15 protein-coding genes are annotated in these 17,495 nt (G+C 63.7%); 5 read left to right on the forward strand and 10 right to left on the reverse strand.

Annotation, left to right across the window (positions count from 1 at the left end):
- Positions 1–10: 10 nt before the first annotated feature.
- Both sppA and rpsA read right to left on the reverse strand, forming a co-directional pair.
- Positions 11–961 carry a signal peptide peptidase SppA gene (gene sppA, locus DS839_RS23880; RefSeq protein ID WP_119273005.1) on the reverse strand — a complete coding sequence of 317 codons (951 nt, stop codon included), beginning with the start codon at positions 959–961 and terminating at the stop codon, positions 11–13.
- Between the two features lie 246 nt (positions 962–1,207).
- Positions 1,208–2,926 (reverse strand): 30S ribosomal protein S1, encoded by a 1,719-nt coding sequence (rpsA, locus tag DS839_RS23885; protein ID WP_119273006.1) that lies wholly within the window; start codon positions 2,924–2,926, stop codon positions 1,208–1,210.
- A 362-nt stretch (positions 2,927–3,288) separates the two neighbouring features.
- Here rpsA and DS839_RS23890 point away from each other — a divergent pair, with 362 nt between their 5' ends.
- Both DS839_RS23890 and DS839_RS23895 read left to right on the forward strand, forming a co-directional pair.
- On the forward strand, positions 3,289–3,540 hold the full coding sequence (locus tag DS839_RS23890; protein WP_438816544.1) for an AbrB/MazE/SpoVT family DNA-binding domain-containing protein: 252 nt from the start codon (positions 3,289–3,291) through the stop codon (positions 3,538–3,540).
- On the forward strand, positions 3,540–3,872 hold the full coding sequence (locus tag DS839_RS23895; protein WP_119273008.1) for a type II toxin-antitoxin system PemK/MazF family toxin: 333 nt from the start codon (positions 3,540–3,542) through the stop codon (positions 3,870–3,872). Before DS839_RS23890 ends, DS839_RS23895 begins: the two co-directional genes overlap by 1 nt.
- Before the next feature lie 6 nt (positions 3,873–3,878).
- Here DS839_RS23895 and gyrB read toward each other — a convergent pair whose 3' ends face one another.
- From gyrB to DS839_RS23925, 6 genes are all read right to left on the reverse strand, one after another.
- A complete protein-coding gene (gyrB, locus tag DS839_RS23900; RefSeq protein WP_119273009.1) occupies positions 3,879–6,305 on the reverse strand; it encodes a DNA topoisomerase (ATP-hydrolyzing) subunit B in 2,427 nt (808 codons plus the stop codon).
- Complete coding sequence (gene recF / locus DS839_RS23905) at positions 6,305–7,441, reverse strand: DNA replication/repair protein RecF (protein ID WP_119273010.1); 1,137 nt, start codon at positions 7,439–7,441, stop codon at positions 6,305–6,307. Before recF ends, gyrB begins: the two co-directional genes overlap by 1 nt.
- Before the next feature lie 48 nt (positions 7,442–7,489).
- On the reverse strand, positions 7,490–8,602 hold the full coding sequence (gene dnaN / locus DS839_RS23910) for a DNA polymerase III subunit beta (RefSeq protein ID WP_119273011.1): 1,113 nt from the start codon (positions 8,600–8,602) through the stop codon (positions 7,490–7,492).
- A 59-nt stretch (positions 8,603–8,661) separates the two neighbouring features.
- Positions 8,662–10,098: a chromosomal replication initiator protein DnaA gene (gene dnaA, locus DS839_RS23915; RefSeq protein WP_119273012.1), complete on the reverse strand. Its 1,437-nt coding sequence runs from the start codon at positions 10,096–10,098 to the stop codon at positions 8,662–8,664.
- A 618-nt stretch (positions 10,099–10,716) separates the two neighbouring features.
- Positions 10,717–10,980 (reverse strand): 30S ribosomal protein S20, encoded by a 264-nt coding sequence (gene rpsT / locus DS839_RS23920; RefSeq protein ID WP_119273013.1) that lies wholly within the window; start codon positions 10,978–10,980, stop codon positions 10,717–10,719.
- Between the two features lie 128 nt (positions 10,981–11,108).
- Positions 11,109–11,807, reverse strand: coding sequence for a hypothetical protein (locus DS839_RS23925; protein WP_119273014.1), 699 nt, complete (start codon positions 11,805–11,807; stop codon positions 11,109–11,111).
- A 185-nt stretch (positions 11,808–11,992) separates the two neighbouring features.
- Between DS839_RS23925 and DS839_RS23930 the strand changes: the two genes are divergently transcribed.
- Positions 11,993–13,309 (forward strand): Hsp70 family protein, encoded by a 1,317-nt coding sequence (locus DS839_RS23930; protein WP_119273015.1) that lies wholly within the window; start codon positions 11,993–11,995, stop codon positions 13,307–13,309.
- Positions 13,310–13,321: 12 nt separating this feature from the next.
- Here DS839_RS23930 and DS839_RS23935 read toward each other — a convergent pair whose 3' ends face one another.
- Both DS839_RS23935 and mutM read right to left on the reverse strand, forming a co-directional pair.
- Complete coding sequence (locus DS839_RS23935) at positions 13,322–14,095, reverse strand: enoyl-CoA hydratase (protein ID WP_119273016.1); 774 nt, start codon at positions 14,093–14,095, stop codon at positions 13,322–13,324.
- 42 nt (positions 14,096–14,137) lie between these two features.
- Positions 14,138–15,031, reverse strand: a complete 894-nt coding sequence (gene mutM / locus DS839_RS23940) for a bifunctional DNA-formamidopyrimidine glycosylase/DNA-(apurinic or apyrimidinic site) lyase (RefSeq protein ID WP_119273017.1) — start codon at positions 15,029–15,031, stop codon at positions 14,138–14,140.
- Positions 15,032–15,164: 133 nt separating this feature from the next.
- On the opposite strand from mutM, the gene ubiE reads away from it, so the two are divergent.
- Together ubiE and ubiB are read left to right on the forward strand one after the other, a co-directional pair.
- Positions 15,165–15,929 carry a bifunctional demethylmenaquinone methyltransferase/2-methoxy-6-polyprenyl-1,4-benzoquinol methylase UbiE gene (ubiE, locus tag DS839_RS23945; protein WP_119273018.1) on the forward strand — a complete coding sequence of 255 codons (765 nt, stop codon included), beginning with the start codon at positions 15,165–15,167 and terminating at the stop codon, positions 15,927–15,929.
- Positions 15,929–17,491 carry a 2-polyprenylphenol 6-hydroxylase gene (gene ubiB / locus DS839_RS23950; protein WP_119273019.1) on the forward strand — a complete coding sequence of 521 codons (1,563 nt, stop codon included), beginning with the start codon at positions 15,929–15,931 and terminating at the stop codon, positions 17,489–17,491. The genes ubiE and ubiB overlap by 1 nt, the downstream gene beginning before the upstream one ends.
- The last annotated feature ends 4 nt before the right edge of the window (positions 17,492–17,495 follow it).

Below are 17,495 nucleotides of genomic sequence, written 5' to 3' on the forward strand. Positions count from 1 at the left end.
TCGCCTGACTTTACTGCAGCGAAGGGTGCCAAACCGAGAGGAGACCGTCAAGTTTCTGCAATTTCGCCTGTTCGGCGAGGTCGGGCAGGCCCAGCGCCTTGAGGGCGCCGGAGGTGATTTTGAGGCCAAGGCCCAAAAGCCCGTCATCCTCGCTCTCGGCCTTCCAGTCCGTGACCGCGATGTCGTCGGAAAGCTTCTTTTCCTTCTTTATCCAGTCGACCGCCTTGTCCTCGCCGCCCAGCTCGTCGATGAGCTTCTCGGCCACCGCCTGCCGGCCGGTATAGACGCGCCCGTCCGACAGGACCTTCACCTTGTCGATGGGCAGCTTGCGCCGCTCGGCGACCAGGCCGGTGAACCAGGCGAAGCTGTCCTGGACCATCTGGTTGGACACTTCGCGGGCCTTCTCGGAGAGCGGCTTGAAGGGCGAGGGCTCGGCCTTGAGGTCGCCCGACTTGATTTCCTGCATGTGGACGCCGATCGTCTCGAGCAGTTTCGAGACTTCGGCCCATTGGAAGATGACGCCGATGGAGCCGGTGATGGTGTTGCCGCGCGCGACGATATGGTCGGCGGCAATGGCGGTGATATAGCCGCCCGAGGCTGCGACCGTATCCATCACCGCGGCGACCGGCTTGTCCTTGGCGATCTTGCGCACCGCTTCATAGATGGCTTCGGAGCCCGCGGTGGTGCCGCCGGGGCTGTCGATGCGCAGGATCAGGCCCTTCACATGATCGGCCTTGGCGATCTCCTCTAGGAGGTCGAGGGTCTTCTGATCGCCGGTGATGAGCCCTGAGATCTTCACGCGCGCGATGTGATCGCTTTGCTTGCTGAGATCGAAGCCGCCGAAAGCGGCGGCGAGCGCCAGGAGCCCGCCGATGAACAGGAGGACGGAGACCACACGCCAGAAGGTGAGACGGCGCTTGAGCCGCCGGCGGTCGATGATGAGTTCAGCTTCGCTCGCCATTGCGCGGGGGTTCCTTACATGATCCGGGATTGCGGTTTTAAGGCCGGCCGGAGGTGCAAATTAAGGCATCGGGAAGGGATGCCCGATTTGGCGTTAGAGCAAATCCCGCCAAAGTTGCAGACTTTGGCGATAAGGATTTGCTCCCACATAATAATTTGGCGCGAATCCTTTTCGGCGAAGTGATTCCACTTCGCCGGGATGCGCGCCAGGAAGAAGAGGCCGGGCGTCGCCGCCCGGCCTTAGGTTTTAGTTCTTGGACTCGGCGTCCTTCTTCGCCTTGTTGAGCGCGGCGCCGAGAATGTCGCCGAGCGAGGCGCCCGAGTCGGACGAGCCATATTGCGCCACCGCCGCCTTCTCGTCGGCGATTTCGAGCGCCTTGATCGAGACGGTGATGCGGCGCGCCTTCGAGTCGATCTGAGTGACCTTGGCATCGACCTTCTCGCCCACAGCGAAGCGCTCGGGGCGCTGCTCGGAGCGGTCACGCGCCAGATCGGCGCGCTTGATGAAGGCGGTCATCTCGGAGCCGGCGATCTTCACATTGAGGCCGTGCTCCTCGACACCGACGACTTCGCACGTGACCGTGTCGCCCTTCTTGACGCCGGCCAGGCTCTCCATCGGATCGCCGCCCACCTGCTTGATGCCGAGCGAGATGCGCTCCTTCTCGATGTCGACATCGAGAACCTGGGCGCGCACATGGTCGCCCTTCTTGTAGTCCTTGATCGCATCCTCGCCGGAACGCTTCCAGTCGAGATCGGAGAGATGCACCATGCCGTCGACATCGCCGTCGAGGCCGACGAACAGGCCGAATTCGGTGATGTTCTTGATCTCGCCTTCGACGAGGGAGCCGGTCGGATGCTTCTCGGAGAAGCTCTCCCACGGATTCTGCTGGACCTGCTTGAGGCCGAGCGAGATGCGCCGCTTGGAGGGATCGACTTCCAGCACCTGCACCTGGATCTCTTCCGAGGTCGAGAGGATCTTGCCCGGATGCACGTTCTTCTTGGTCCAGCTCATTTCCGAGACGTGGACCAGGCCTTCGATGCCGTCCTCGAGCTCGACGAACGCACCATAATCGGTGATGTTGGTGACGCGGCCCTTGACCTTGGCGCCGATCGGATATTTCGCCGCCACACCTTCCCACGGATCCTTGTCGAGCTGCTTCATGCCGAGCGAGATGCGCTGGGTCTCGGGATTGATGCGGATGATCTGCACCTTGACCGTCTGGCCGACCGAGAGCACGTCGGAAGGATGATTGACGCGCTTCCAGGCGATATCGGTCACATGGAGCAGGCCGTCGATGCCGCCGAGGTCGACGAACGCACCGTAATCGGTGATGTTCTTGACCACGCCGTCGACCACCTGGCCCTCGGTGAGGTTCTGGACGAGCTCCGAGCGCTGCTCGGCGCGGGTCTCTTCCATGATGGCGCGGCGCGACACGACGATATTGCCGCGGCGACGGTCCATCTTGAGGATCTGGAAGGGCTGCGTCACGTTCATGAGCGCGCCGACATCGCGGATCGGACGGATATCGACCTGGCTGCCGGGCAGGAAGGCCACCGCACCGCCGAGATCGACGGTGAAGCCGCCCTTGACGCGGCCGAAGATCACGCCGTCGACGCGTTCGTTGTTGGCCGAGGACTGTTCGAGGCGGGCCCAGGCTTCCTCGCGGCGCGCCTTGTCGCGCGACAGCACGGCTTCACCGAGCGCATTCTCGATGCGCTCGAGATAGACCTCGACGTCATCGCCGGGCTTGAGGGCGACGTCCTTGCCGGGCTGGGAGAATTCCTTGAGGGCGATGCGGCCTTCGGTCTTGAGGCCGACATCGATGATGGCGAAGTCGTTCTCGACCGCGACGACGCGGCCCTTGACGACCGAGCCTTCGGCCGAGGTCGAGGTGCCGAAGGATTCGGCGAGCAGGGCTTCGAAGTCGGCGCGGGTCGGATTGAGTGTATCGGCAGTTTTTGCCATGAGGGTCAGGTTTCCTAACATATCGAGGCTGGCCCACGGTAATATCCGCAGGACCTCCCGCCGGGCGCCGTCACCAAAATAGGTGCCGGGCGGGCAAACCACGTCATTTCCGGCACATCACGGCCACACCAGGCTTGAACTCGAGATGATCCGGAAACAGGTAGGGGCGCCTGAGGCTGGACCTAACGCACCCCAATGAACGCGCCCGTCAAAGGCGGGCGGCCTGGACGGCGGGTCTATAGCGAAAGGAAAGGCCCGGGGCAAGAATTCAAAGCAGATCAGATGAGACGCACCCTCACCAGGGCTTGAAAGAGTCTGAGGAATGTTATATTTATATATAATAAATGGAGATGCTTATGCATATGACCAATCTCCGCAAGGTTGGTGGTTCCATCATGCTGGCCGTGCCCCCCGCTTTGCTTGATCTCCTTCAGCTGAGCGCCGGAGCCAAGGTTGGCATAGCTGTTGAAAAGGGCCGGCTGGTCGTCGAGCCACAAGCACGGCCGCGCTACACCCTTGCCGAACTGCTGGCCCAATGTGACTCCTCGGCCAAGCGTCCGGAAGAGGATCGCGAATGGCTCGAAAGCAAGCCGGTTGGTGATGAGCTTTTGTGATGGAGCGTGGCGACATCTATCTGGCCTCGCTCGATCCGACTTCAGGCCATGAACAACAAGGCAAGCGCCCGGTGCTCATCATCTCGCCGGGCGCTTTCAATCGAGTGACGAAAGTCCCCGTGGTGCTGCCGATCACCGGCGGAGGGAATTTTGCGCGCATGGCGGGGTTCGCCGTATCACTGATGGGCGCCGGAACCAGCACGACGGGCGTCGTGCGCTGCGATCAGCCGCGTGCGCTTGATCTTGGGGCGCGCCACGGGCGCAAGCTGGAAAGCGTGCCGCAGGCGATTGTCGATGAAGTGCTGGCGAAGCTCGCGACGATCTTGGAGTGAAGGAGATCACACGTCGAGATTGGCGACCGACAGCGCGTTCTCGCGGATGAAGTCGCGGCGGGGCTCGACCACATCGCCCATGAGCTTGGTGAAGATGTCGTCGGCCTCGTCGAGCTCGCTCACCCGCACGCGCAGCAGCGAGCGCACATTGGAGTCGAGCGTCGTCTCCCACAATTGCTCGGGATTCATTTCGCCCAAGCCCTTGTAGCGCTGCATCGTGATGCCCTTGCGGCCCGCGGCGAAGACGGCTTCGAGCAGGTCGATCGGACCATGGATGGTCTTCTCGGCATCCTTGCGGCGTAATTTGGCGGGCCGCGCATAGACTTCCTGCAGATGCGCCGCCTTCTTGTCGAGGCGTATCGCATCGGCCGAGCCGATGAGCTTGGCATCGATGGTCCAGCTTTCCTTCACGCCCCTCACCTCGCGGGCGAAGACGAGGCCGCCATCGGTCGAGGGCGAGCCGGTCCAGCCGCGCTCGGTCTCTTCCGCGATGGCATCGAGCCGTCTGGCGATATAGCCTGCGGCTGCGGTCGCATTCTCGATATTGGAGAGCACTTCCGGATTGAGGACACCGGCGATCGCCGCCTGCTCGATGACGGTGCGCGAATAGCGCGAATGGAGGCCATCGAGTGCTGCCCTGACCGAGAGCGCCTCCTCGACGATCTCGCGCAGATCGGCGCCGGCGCGCTCCGCACCCGAGGCGAGCGCCAAGCTCGAGCCCTCGAGCCCGGTATCGATGAGATAGTTCTCGAGCGCCTTGCCGTCCTTGAGATATTGCTCGGAAGAGCCGCGCTTCACCTTGTAGAGCGGCGGCTGGGCGATGAAGAGATGGCCGCGCTCGATGATCTCCGGCATCTGCCGGTAGAAGAAGGTGAGCAGCAGCGTGCGGATATGGGCGCCGTCGACATCGGCGTCCGTCATGATGATGATCTTGTGGTATCTGAGCTTGTCGGGGTTGAATTCCTCGCGCCCGATGCCGGTGCCCAAGGCGGTGATGAGCGTGCCGATCTCGGCCGAGGACAGCATCTTGTCGAAGCGCGCGCGCTCGACATTGAGGATCTTGCCGCGCAACGGCAGCACCGCCTGGTTCTCGCGGTTCCGCGCCTGCTTGGCCGAGCCTCCGGCCGAGTCGCCCTCGACGATGAACAGTTCCGACTTGGCGGGATCGCGCTCCTGGCAGTCGGCGAGCTTGCCGGGCAGCGATGAGATATCGAGCGCACCCTTGCGCCTTGTGAGCTCGCGCGCCTTGCGCGCTGCTTCACGCGCGGCCGCAGCCTCGACCACCTTGCCGACGATCTGGCGCGCATCCTGCGGATGCTCCTCGAACCAGGCGGCGAGCTCTTCGCCGATCAGGCTCTCCACCACCGGGCGAACTTCCGAGGAGACGAGCTTGTCCTTCGTCTGGGACGAGAATTTGGGGTCGGGCACCTTGACCGAGAGCACGCAAGTGAGGCCCTCGCGCGCATCATCGCCGGTGAGCGCCACCTTCTCCTTCTTGGCGAGGCCGCTCGAGGCGGCATAGTTGTTGATGACGCGGGTGAGGGCGCCGCGGAAGCCCGCGAGATGGGTGCCGCCGTCCCGCTGCGGGATGTTGTTGGTGAAGCACAGCACGTTCTCGTGGTAGCTGTCGTTCCACCACAGGGCGCATTCGACGGTGATGCCGTCCTTCTCGCCCTTCATCATGATCGGCTCCGAGACGAGCGCCTGCTTGGTGCGGTCGAGATAGCGCACGAAGGCCTGGATGCCGCCCTCATAGAAGAGCTCGACTTCCTTGGGCTCGACGCCGCGCCGGTCGGTAAGCACGATGCGCACGCCGGAATTGAGGAAGGCCAGCTCGCGCAGGCGATGCTCGATCGTCGCATAGTCGAATTCGGTCTTGGTGAAGATCTCGGGCGAGGGCAGGAAGGTCACTTCCGTGCCGCGCTTGTCATGGCTGTCGCGCACCACCGCGAGCGGCGCATCGGCGACGCCGTTGGTGAAGCTCATGGCGTGTTCCTTGCCGCCGCGCCAGATGCGCAATTTGAGCGAGATCGAGAGCGCATTGACGACCGAGACGCCGACGCCATGCAGGCCGCCCGACACCTTGTAGGAATTCTGGTCGAATTTGCCGCCGGCATGGAGCTGGGTCATGATGACCTCGGCCGCCGAGACGCCTTCGCTCGGATGGATGTCGGTCGGGATGCCGCGGCCATTGTCGAAGACGGTGCAGGAGCCATCGGCATTGAGGGTGACGGTCGCGCGGTCGCAATAGCCTGCCAAGGCCTCGTCGATGGCATTGTCCACCACCTCATAGATCATGTGATGGAGGCCCGATCCGTCATCGGTGTCGCCAATATACATGCCCGGGCGCTTGCGCACCGCATCAAGGCCCTTGAGGACTTTGATGGACTCGGCGCCGTAATCCTCGGCCTGTTTCTTGATCGGATCAGCCATTACTGCCTCGTTACGATTCCACCCTCCACATGGAGGAAATCAGCCGTCTTGCCAAGCCCGTTGAACAGCTCTCTGTCGGTGCCGGTCATGAAGCTCTGGGCGCCGAGTTGGCGTAGCGTTTCGAACAGTCCGGACCGCCTTTTGACGTCAAGATGGGCCGCAACTTCGTCAAGAAGAAGGACCGGAGCGGCGCCCGATTCCTCGGCGACGGAAGACGCCTGCGCCAGGATGAGCCCGATGAGAAGCGCTTTCTGCTCGCCGGTCGAGCACAGCGCCGCGGCCATGGATTTGGGCTCGTGGGTCACCAGAAGATCGCTCCTGTGCGGGCCATTGAGCGTGCGTCCCGCCGCCTTGTCCTGGCCTCGCGATTCGGCGAGGAGTTTACGATATTCATCCTCCGCCTGCACCGCCGGCATGGTCTTGAGGCGATCCTCGAGATCGCCTTGAAGGCCTAAGGTGCTGGCGGGAAAAGCGCTCCCTTTAAGTAGGAATTTTATGTGGTTTTGCAAGGCCTGGACGGCATGGAGACGGGCCGCCGCGATGGCCGCCGCGGCCTCCGCCATCTGCGCCTCGAGGCCTGAGAGCCAGGTCAAGTCGGGACGCTGATCCTCGAGCAGGAGGTTGCGCTCGCGCATGAGCTTCTCGAAGACGAGCACGCGCGAGGCATGCTCGGGGTCGTTGGCGGTGACCAGCCGGTCGAGAAAGCGGCGCCGGTCGGAAGCGGGCCCGGCGAACAGCCGGTCCATCGCCGGGGTGAGCCAGATGACCCGCAAATGATGGGCAAGGATGCCGGGACTCTTTTGCGGGATGCCGTTGATGACCACGTGCCGTGTCTGGCTCTGAGCCTCGCCTTCGGGCGTCCATTGGGTGCCGAGCCGGGTCTCACCCTCGGGCGAAGAGACATGGGCGGCGATGGCCCAGCCACGGTTGCCGCCCTGGCGGGCCAGGTCCTCGAAGAGCGCCCCCCTGAGACCACGGCCGGCCGCCAGAAGCGAGATGGCCTCGATGAGATTGGTCTTGCCGGCGCCATTGGGACCGGTAAGCGCGACCAGGCCGGAACCCGGGTCGAGCCTGAGGGACGCGTAATTGCGGAAGTCGGTGAGCGTCAGCCGGGTCAGGATGAAGGCGGAGGGCATCGCCCCTCCTTACCCCCGTCCAGCACCTGCGGGGAGGGGGTAAATGCCTCACACCCGCATGGGCATCAGCACATAGAGCGCCTGGTCGTCGGAAGGATCGAGAACGATGGTGGGCGAGCCCGCATCGGCGAGCTGGAACCTCGCCGTGTCGCTCTTGATCTGGGAGGCGATGTCGAGGAGGTAGCGCGAATTGAAGCCGATATCGATGGGCTCCGCTTCATAGGTGGCGGCGATCTCCTCTTCCGCCGAGCCCGAATCGGGATTGTTGACGGTGAGCACCACGCGCCCGTCGCCGACATTGAGCTTCACCGCGCGGCCCTTCTCGAAGGAAATCGTCGACACCCGGTCGACGGCCGAGGAGAACAGCTTGGTGTCGACATCGAGCGTCTTGTCGTTGTTGCGCGGGATGACCCGCTCATAATCGGGGAAGGTGCCGTCGATCAGCTTGGAAGTCAAAGTGAGGCCGTTGAAGGAGAAGCGGATCTTGGAGGCGGAGAGCGCCACCTCGATCTCGCCTTCGTCGCTCTCGATGAGCTTGACGAGCTCGAGCACGGTCTTGCGCGGCACGATGATGCCGGGCATGCCCTTGGCGCCCGACGGCAGCGCCACTTGCGCCCGGGCCAGGCGGTGGCCGTCGGTGGCGACGGCGCGCAGCATCTTGCCGGTGGTGACTTCGTGCAGATAGATGCCGTTCAGATAATAGCGGGTCTCTTCGGTCGAGATGGCAAAGCGCGTCTTCTCGACCAGCCCCTTGAGATCGGCCGCCGCCAGGGTGAAGCGGTTGGAGAGCTCGCCGGCATTGAGATCGGGAAAATCCTCGGGCGGCAGCGCCTGGAGCGCGAAACGCGAGCGGCCGGCCTTGATGCCGACGCGGCCGGGATCCGGCCCCTGGTCGAGCTCGAGCTGGGCTCCGTCGGGAAGCTTGCGCACGATGTCATAGAGCATATGGGCGGCGACCGTCACGGCCCCGTCCTGGGCCACCTCGGCCGCGACCGTCTCGATGATCTCGATATCGAGATCGGTGGCGGTGAGCTTGACGCTGTCGCCTTTCGCCTGGACCAGCACGTTGGACAGGATCGGGATGGTGTTGCGCCGTTCGACCACGCTCTGCACATGGTTGAGGGCCTTGAGAAAGGCCGATCTTTCGATAGTCACCCGCATATTCTTGGAATCCTGTCTAGCCTGGGCCGGAAACATTAGGCCCGGCGTGCCAGACTTGTCTATTGCTGTTCGATGAGCCGGATCAATAGGGCGACTTCGCGGGCCAGCCGGTCGTCGCTCTTCATCAGCTCTTCGATCTTGCGCACCGCATGCAGGACCGTACTATGATCACGACCGCCGAACCGGCGCCCGATTTCGGGCAAAGAGCGCGGGGTCAGCTTCTTGGCGAGATACATGCCGACCTGGCGCGGCACCACCACGGACCGGGCCCGGCGCGGCGACAGGAGGTCGGCACGGGCCACATTGTAGTGGCGGCCGATCACTTTCAGGATGTCGTCGATGCGCACCCGGCATTGATCGGGATTGGCCGACATGTCGCGCAGAACCATGGCGGCGAGATCGACCGAGAGCGGCGCATGCGAGAATTGCTGATGCGCGATGACCCGGTTGAGGGCGCCTTCGAGCTCGCGGCCGCCGCCCTGCACCTTGTTGGCGATGAATTCGACGACGTCGGGATCGACACGGATTTGCGGATCGCGCGCCGCCACCTCGGCGAGGCGGCGGGCCAGGATCTCGCGCCTCAGATCGAGCTCGGGCAGCTCGATGTCGACCACGAGGCCGCCCATGAGCCTGGAGCGCATGCGCTGGTCGATGGCGTCGAGCTGGGCCGGGGGCGCGTCGGCGGCGATCACGATCTGGCGCTTGGCGTCCACCAGCGAGTTGAAGGTGTGGTAGAATTCCTGCGTCATCGACTTGCCTTGCAGGAACTGGAAGTCGTCGATGAGCAATACGTCGATCGACTGGAAGAAGTCCTTGAAGCCGATCGTGTCGCGCGACCTGAGTGCCCCGATGAAATGATACATGAAGCGCTCGGCGGTAATGAACAGCACCTTGCGTTCGGGATGGCGCTCGCGCACCCGCCAGGCGATGGCGTTGAGCAGATGCGTCTTGCCAAGGCCGGCGGCCGAATGGATGAACAGCGGATTGAAGCTCACCGGGAGGCCCGGCTGCGATTCCGAGATGCGCTGTGCGGCGGCATGCGCGAGACGGTTCGAGCCGCCGGTGATGAAGCTGTGGAAGGTCTGGCTCGGATCGAGCGGCGATCCGCGCTCGGTGGCGGGCTGCTGCCCCAGTGTTATGGTGGGCTGCACCGTTGTGCGGGCCGACGGCTCGGTCTGGTCCTCGCGCACGATGCGCCGCTCGGCGACATCCTGCGGGCGCTGCGGCACGCCCCTGGTGCGGACTTTGACATGGACATTGTCGAGATGGCCGAGCTCGGCTTCGCTCGCTTTCAGAAGTTTCTGCGCGTAATGCGTCTCGATCCAGTTTCTGAGGAAACGGGTGGGGACGGAGACGGCCAGCCGGCCATCGGTGCATTCCTCAGGCTCCATCCGTGCAAACCAGCTTGTATAGAGATCATCGCCCAGCTCGGCCTTGAGCCTTTGCGCGATCCTGTTCCAGCTCTGCTTGAGCTCGATCCCTGCCGCATCTGTCATCACACCTAAACCCCTTTAGTTTCTTGTACTCAAGCGATTAGCCGCGCTTTCGGCACGCAACTTCCCATCTTGCGGATCCACTGATCCGCAAGCAAAACTCCTTTCCGGTTCGATCGAACCTAAGGCGAACTAAATTTAGAAAACCTGGTCACTTTGTAGCCCCGGTTGTGACCTCTACTGACTTACCCATCTTGCCGTGACGCAGCCCCTCAGGCAGCGCCCAAAGACCATAGCCACAAGCCCGGTCCCGTTACAACCGAAGTGGGGCGATCATCCGTGTGCGGAATTCAGAATCGGCTTCGCGCCGATTGACTCTCACGTCACAACATTCGGCGTCAAGTCGTTGACTCGCATGTAAGATTCAATCGCGGGGCCTGGCTGAGTGCGCAAAAACCACAGTCATCACAATATTTAGATTCCTCGCTTTGGGCCCGAGGGTTTTTGCCGGCCTTTGCCCAATCGCCTTATCGCACTCCGCTAACGCAATGAAAAATAATGAAAATCCTTGCGCCTAACCGTCAGCGGGCTGAACAAGAAAAACGGCGCGCCGGGGATATCCTGGCGCGCCGTCTGTGGATGACCGGAAACCCGGCTGTATTTTGAAACGATTTCAGAATGTTACTTGATAGCCTTCACGCGCTTCGACAACCGCGACACCTTGCGTGACGCCGCGTTCTTGTGGACGACGCCCTTTTGCGCGCCGCGCATCAGTTCGGGCTCGGCAGCCTTGAGAGCAGCTTCCGCGGCAGTCTTGTTGCCGGAAGCGATCGCTTCCTCGACCTTGCGCACCGACGAGCGCACCCGGCTCACGCGGTTCTTGTTGATGACGGCGCGGCGAGCCGAAACGCGTGTCGCCTTTTTCGCCGAACTGGTGTTCGCCATGAATCACATCCTGAAAGTTGAAACCGGTCGATATCGGTTCCATGCAAAAATGCCGCCGCTCGATGTTGAGCATGCGGCCCATGTCCCCTTATCGGTTGGCGGGCTTATAGTCGCCTGAGCCCGCGCCGTCAATTGCCGCCTCGTGCCGCCGCGAGCGCCCCGGCGAAAGCGGATTTGAGAGCGGGATCGCTCTGCGCCGCCGCCATCCCTTGCAGCCGCTGCAGGATAGACTGGTTCTCCTCAGGATCGAGCTTCGTGCGGATGACTGGATAATGCCGCCCGAGCGCGGCACTCAGGGCCAGAAGCTGGTCGGTGGTGAAGAGCGGCCCTTCCGCCAGCGTGTCGAGGGTGCCGGCGAGGGCGGTGGCGATGGCGCTCGAGCAGCGAATTTTCTCGGCCTCATCCTGCATGTCGAGCGTGGCCAGGCGGTCGATCAGATAGAGCCGGAAGATCTGGATCGCGACAAGCTCGCCTTGCACGTCATCGCCAAGGGCGACAGCATAGCCATAGCGGCCGCGGAATTCCCCGGTCGCCGAGAGGATGATGAGGATATCCCGGCGCTTCTCCGCCTGGCTCAGCGAGGCGGCCATCACGGCCTCGATATTGCCGCGGTCGATGAGCCGGTCGAAGAACATCCCGGTCTTCGGATTGCCCTGGCGCGGCAGGGTGATGACGCCATTCTGCACGGCGAAGATCGCCTCGACGTAATCCCCGGACGACCAGGGGCCGCTCACCGGGAGCCTTTGCGGATTGGCGAAAGCGGGCGCCCCGGCGAGGCCAGCGAGGACCAGCACGGCGGCCAGGCTTTGTCGCGGCAGAAGCTTCATGTCCGCTCTCCGGTTATCTTGGGGTAATCTAGCGCATTTGCTGGCGCGGCGCATCTCTTGCCGTTGATCGCAGCGACGAGCGTGCTATAGGCACCCGATCCCCTGGCCATCCCCAGTTCGACAGCGAGCGAAGCGAAACTTTGCCCGCCGCGGGACGGCCGCCGCTCACCTCTCAAGAGCCGACCATGCACAGTGACCTCGCGGACATATCGATCGGCATCGATTTCGGCACGACCAATACCGTCATCGCCCTTGCCGGTCCCGAAGGCGAGGCCGAGGCGATCCGGTTCACCCAGGGCGGCGTCGTCCATCGCACCTATAATTCGGCCCTGTGCTTCTGGGAGGAGCACCAGGGCGAGAGCGCGCAGCTGCGCATGGAAGGCGGTCCCTGGGCCGTCGAGCAATTCATCGAGGGCACGGCGGCACATCGCTTCATCCAGTCCTTCAAGACCTTCGCGGCCAGTCCCTCCTTCGTGAAGACGCGCATCTTCCGCCAGAATTTCCGCTTCGAGGACCTGCTCTCGGCCTTCCTGCGCAGCCTCTTGCGCCATGCCGATCGGGCTTTCTCGTTCTCAGGCCGCCCACGGATCGTGATCGGCCGGCCGGTGCGCTTCGCCGGCGCCAGCCCCGACGAGGCCCTGGCGATGCGGCGCTACCGCCAAGCTTTCGGACGGCTCGGCGTCGATCACGGCCATTATGTCTATGAGCCGGTCGGCGCCGCCTTCTTCTATGCCCGCCAGCTGCGTCAGGATGCGACGATCCTGGTCGCCGATTTCGGCGGCGGCACCAGCGATTTCTCGGTCATGCGCTTCGAGCGCCGGCAAGGACGCATGGAAGCCCGTCCCTTGGGCCATAGCGGCATCGGCATCGCCGGCGATGCTTTCGATTACCGCATCATCGACAATGTCGTCTCGCCGCGCCTCGGCAAGGGGGCCAGCTACCGCTCCTTCGACAAGACGCTCACCATTCCCAATGGCTATTACGCCAATTTCGCGCGCTGGAACCTGCTCGCGATGATGAAGACGAATGGCGATCTGAAGGAGCTCGTCGAATTGCAGCGCGCCGCCATCGATCCCGAACCTTTGGCCAAGCTCATCGACATCATCGAGAACGACCTGGGCTTTGCCCTTTATCGCGCCGTCGGCGCCGCCAAGATGGCGCTGTCATCGGCCGAGAGTGCTGAATTCAGTTTTGCGGCGGGCAAACTCGCGCTGAGCGAGACGATCACCCGTGCCGAATTCGAAGGCTGGATCGGCGATGACGTAGAGCGCATCGCCCAGACGGTGGACCAGGCGCTCGAGGCAGCGGCGCTTGGCGCCCATGAGATCGACAAGGTGTTCCTGACCGGCGGATCGTCCTTCATACCGGCGATCTGGCGGATCTTCGGCGAGCGCTTCGGCTTGGCGAAACTGACCACCGGCGACCAGTTCGAATCGATCGCCTATGGCCTGGCCCTGATCGGGCGCGCGCAGGATCCGGGAGCTTGGGCCGCGTCCGGCTGATCGGGCGAGGTTTCAGCGGTTCTTGAATTGGGCTTTACGCTTCTCGACGAAGGCCGCCATGCCCTCCTTCTGGTCCTCGGTCGCGAACATCGCATGGAACAGGCGGCGCTCGACGCGCACACCTTCGGCGAGCGTCGTCTCGAAGGCGCGGTTCACCGATTCCTTGGCCATCATCGCGATGGGCTGCGAGAAGGAGGCGATCTTCTTCGCCGCCGCAAGGGCTTCATCGACGAGCTTGTCGGCCGGCACGACGCGTGCCACGAGGCCCGAGCGCTCGGCTTCGGCCGCATCCATCATGCGCCCGGTCAAGATGAGGTCCATCGCCTTCGCCTTGCCGATATAGCGCGGGAGGCGCTGCGTGCCGCCGGCACCCGGCATGACGCCCAACTGGATCTCGGGCTGGCCGAATTTCGCCGTGTCGGCCGCGATGATGAAATCGCACATGAGAGCGATCTCGCAGCCCCCGCCAAGGGCAAAGCCCGCGACCGCGGCGATGACGGGCTTGCGCTGATGCGCCACCCGATCCCAGCTCGCGAGGAAATCGCCGAGATAGGCTTCCATATAGGACTTGGCAGCCATTTCCTTGATGTCGGCGCCGGCGGCGAAGGCTTTCTCGCTGCCGGTGAGGACGACGGCGCCGATCTTGGGATCCTGGTCGAAGTCGTTGAGTGCCTGGCCGAGCTCCTTGATCAGCGCGGCATTGAGCGCGTTGAGGGCCTGCGGCCGGTTGAGCCGGATGAGGCCCACGCCGTCATGGGTTTCGACAAGGATGTTCTCATAGGTCATGGCTTCTCTCTCGCTGATCCCGTTTTGAGGGCGACAGATAGGCTATTTCTGGCACTTGGGACAATAGAAGGTCGAGCGGCCCCCCTGCACGATGCGCTTGATGGTGCCGCCGCATTGACGCCTGCGGCACTTCTCGCCTTCGCGGTCATAGACGGCGAAGACCTGCTGGAACGACCCCGCATCGCCCGTCGGCTGGACGAAGTCACGCAAGGTCGACCCGCCGGCGGCGATCGCCTCCAAGAGCACGGCGCGGATATGGCGCACCAGCTCCTCGAGCCGCGGATCATACGAGGTCTTCTTGACCAGGCTCCCTGCTTTGCGCTTGGGCGACAGACGTGCGCGCCAAAGCGCCTCGCAGACATAGATATTGCCGAGGCCGGCGATGAGCCGCTGGTCGAGGAGGGCGGCCTTGAGCGGCGCTTTCTTGGCCCGGAAGGCTTGCGCGAGATAGGCGGCGTCGAATTCATTGCCCAAGGGTTCGACGCCGATTTGGGCGAGGAGCTTGTGGCTGTCGAGCCCGGTTTCGCCGACGAGGTCCATGAGGCCGAAGCGGCGCGGATCGGTATAGATGACGCGCAGGCCATCCTCGCGGGTGAAGACGACGTGATCATGCGGGCCTGAGCCGCCGTCGGGTGCTGAACTCTCCTCGTAGAATTCGCCGAGCCCGGTCATGCGGCCCTTGGCGTCGATGACGGTGAAGCGGCCCGACATGCCGAGATGGAGGATCAGGACCTCGCCGCCCTCGAGGAAAGCGAGGATGTATTTCGCCCGCCGCTTGAGGCGCAGCACGATGCGGCCCTCGACGCGCTTGGCGAAGTCGGGCGGGAAGGGAAAGCGCAGATCGCCGCGGGCGAGCCTGACCTTGTGGATGCGCCGCCCGGTAAGCACGGCCTCGAGGCCGCGCATCACGGTTTCGACTTCGGGGAGTTCCGGCATGGGATGGTGTTAGACCAATTTGACGCTAAGGATAAGGATTATGCTTAAGAGCCCCAAGTGACGGAAGGTGTCAGTAGGGTAGGCGTCAGGGCGCCATGGCATTCGGGGCCGTCCTGTTCTATGGTCCGCCGCCATGACAGACACGCCTGAAGAAACGGCACCTTTCGGCTTTCGCACCGTCGCGGAAGCGGAGAAACAGGGCCTCGTGAACGAGGTCTTTTCCAAGGTCGCCTTGCGCTACGACCAGATGAACGACCTGATGTCTGGGGGCCTGCACCGCCTGTGGAAGGACGATTTCGTCACCTTGCTGTCGCCGCCCCGGGGCCCGCGCGACTTCCAGGTCATCGACGTGGCGGGCGGCACCGGCGACATCGCCTTCCGCATCGCCCGCGCCGGAGGGTTAGGCACGCATATCACCATTGCCGACATCTCGCCCGAGATGGTGGCGGAAGGGGCGAAGCGCGCGGGCGCCGAAGGGCTCACCGGGCAATGCCATTTCACCGTCGGCAACGCCGAAAGCCTGGCCTTCCCCGACAAGAGCTTCGATGCCTATACGATCGCCTTCGGCATCAGGAACGTCACCCATATCGACCGTGCCTTGCAAGAGGCCTATCGGGTGCTGAAGCCCGGCGGCAAATTCCAGTGCCTCGAATTCTCCCATGTCGACGTGCCGGGCCTTGCCGCCATCTACGACGCCTATTCCTTCACCACCATTCCGGCGATCGGCAAGGTGGTGACGGGCGATGGTGCCCCCTATCGCTATCTCGTCGAAAGCATCCGCACCTTCCCGGAGCCTGAGAAATTCGAAACGATGATCGCCGCGGCGGGCTTCGGCCATGTCGGCCATAGGAGCCTCTCGGGCTCAATCGTCGCCATCCATTGGGGCTGGCGCATCTGATGGGATTTTTCGGTCACGTCTTCCGCCTCGCCCGCGTCGGCTGGGTGCTGGCACGCCATGACGCCTTTCCGCCGCCCGAGGACACGGCAGCGCTGCCATGGTCGGCGCGCTGCGGCCTGCATCTGGCGAAGCTGGTGGCGACCAAATCGCATGGCAATGGCAAATTGAGCGGCGCTCTGGCCGAGCTCGGCCCGAGCTATGTGAAGCTCGGCCAGTTCCTGGCGACCAGGCCCGATATCGTGGGTCCGGCGCGCGCCGAGGAATTGCGCAAGCTCCAGGACCGCCTGCCGCCTTTCGACTTGGGCGTGGCGCGCCAGATGATCAGGCTCAATCTCGGCCGCGGCGCGGACGAGATCTTCGCGTCTTTCAGCCCGCCGGTGGCCGCGGCCTCGATCGCCCAGGTGCATCGCGCCACGACGCGCGACGGCCGCGACGTGGCGGTCAAGATCCTGAGGCCCGGGATCGAGCAGCGCTTCGCCCGCGACCTCTCCGATTTCTTCTTCGCCGCCCGCCTGATCGAGCGCGTCAGCGCGCCGATGCGGCGCCTGCGCCCGGTCGATGCCACCGAGACCCTGGCGCAATCGGTCAAGCTCGAGATGGATCTGCGCATGGAAGCCGCCGCCATCAAGGAGATGGCGGGCAATGTCGCGGATGACCCGGGCTTCCGCGTCCCCAAGGTCGAATGGCCATTGACCGCGAGGCAAGTGCTCACCACCGACTGGATCGAGGGCACGCCCTTGTCCGACATGGCGGCGCTCCAGGCGCGCGGCCTCGATCTCAACCGCCTCGCCGACACGGTCATCCAGAGCTTCCTGCGTCATGCCATACGCGACGGCTTCTTCCACGCCGACATGCATCAGGGCAATCTCTTCGCCGACGCCCAGGGCAATCTCGTCGCCGTCGATTTCGGCATCATGGGCAGGCTCACGCCCAAGGAGCGCCTGTTCCTCGCCGAGATCCTCTATGGCTTCATCCGGCGCGATTATGCCCGCGTCGCGCAAGTGCATTTCGATGCGGGCTATGTGCCTCAGCATCAGGATCCCGCGGTCTTCGCGCAGGCGCTGCGCGCGATCGGCGAGCCGATCATGGACCGTCCGGCGCATGAGATCTCGATGGCGCGCCTGCTCACCCAGCTATTCGAGGTGACCGGCCAGTTCGACATGGCGACCCAGCCGCAGCTTCTCCTGTTGCAGAAGACGATGGTGGTGGTCGAAGGTGTGGCCCGCATGCTCAATCCGCATTTCAACATGTGGAATTCCTCGGAGCCCGTCTTGCGCGAATGGATCGAGAAGAAGCTCGGGCCGTGGGGCCAGATCGAGGGCGCAGCGGTTGGGGCGGCCTCGCTCGGCCGGCTCTTTACCACTTTGCCCGAAATGCTGGTTGAGGCGCAGGCTGCAACCCATATGCTGGCCGACATGGCCAATGCCGGCGGCATCAAGCTCGACAGGGAGACGACGGAGGCCTTGGCTGCCGCGCAGGCCCGGCATTCGCGTGCGGGCCGCTATGCGCTCGTCGCAGGGGCCGCCGCCTTGATTGCCATCGCCTTGAGCCTGATCTTTTGAAGGG

This window comes from Taklimakanibacter deserti (assembly GCA_003574785.1).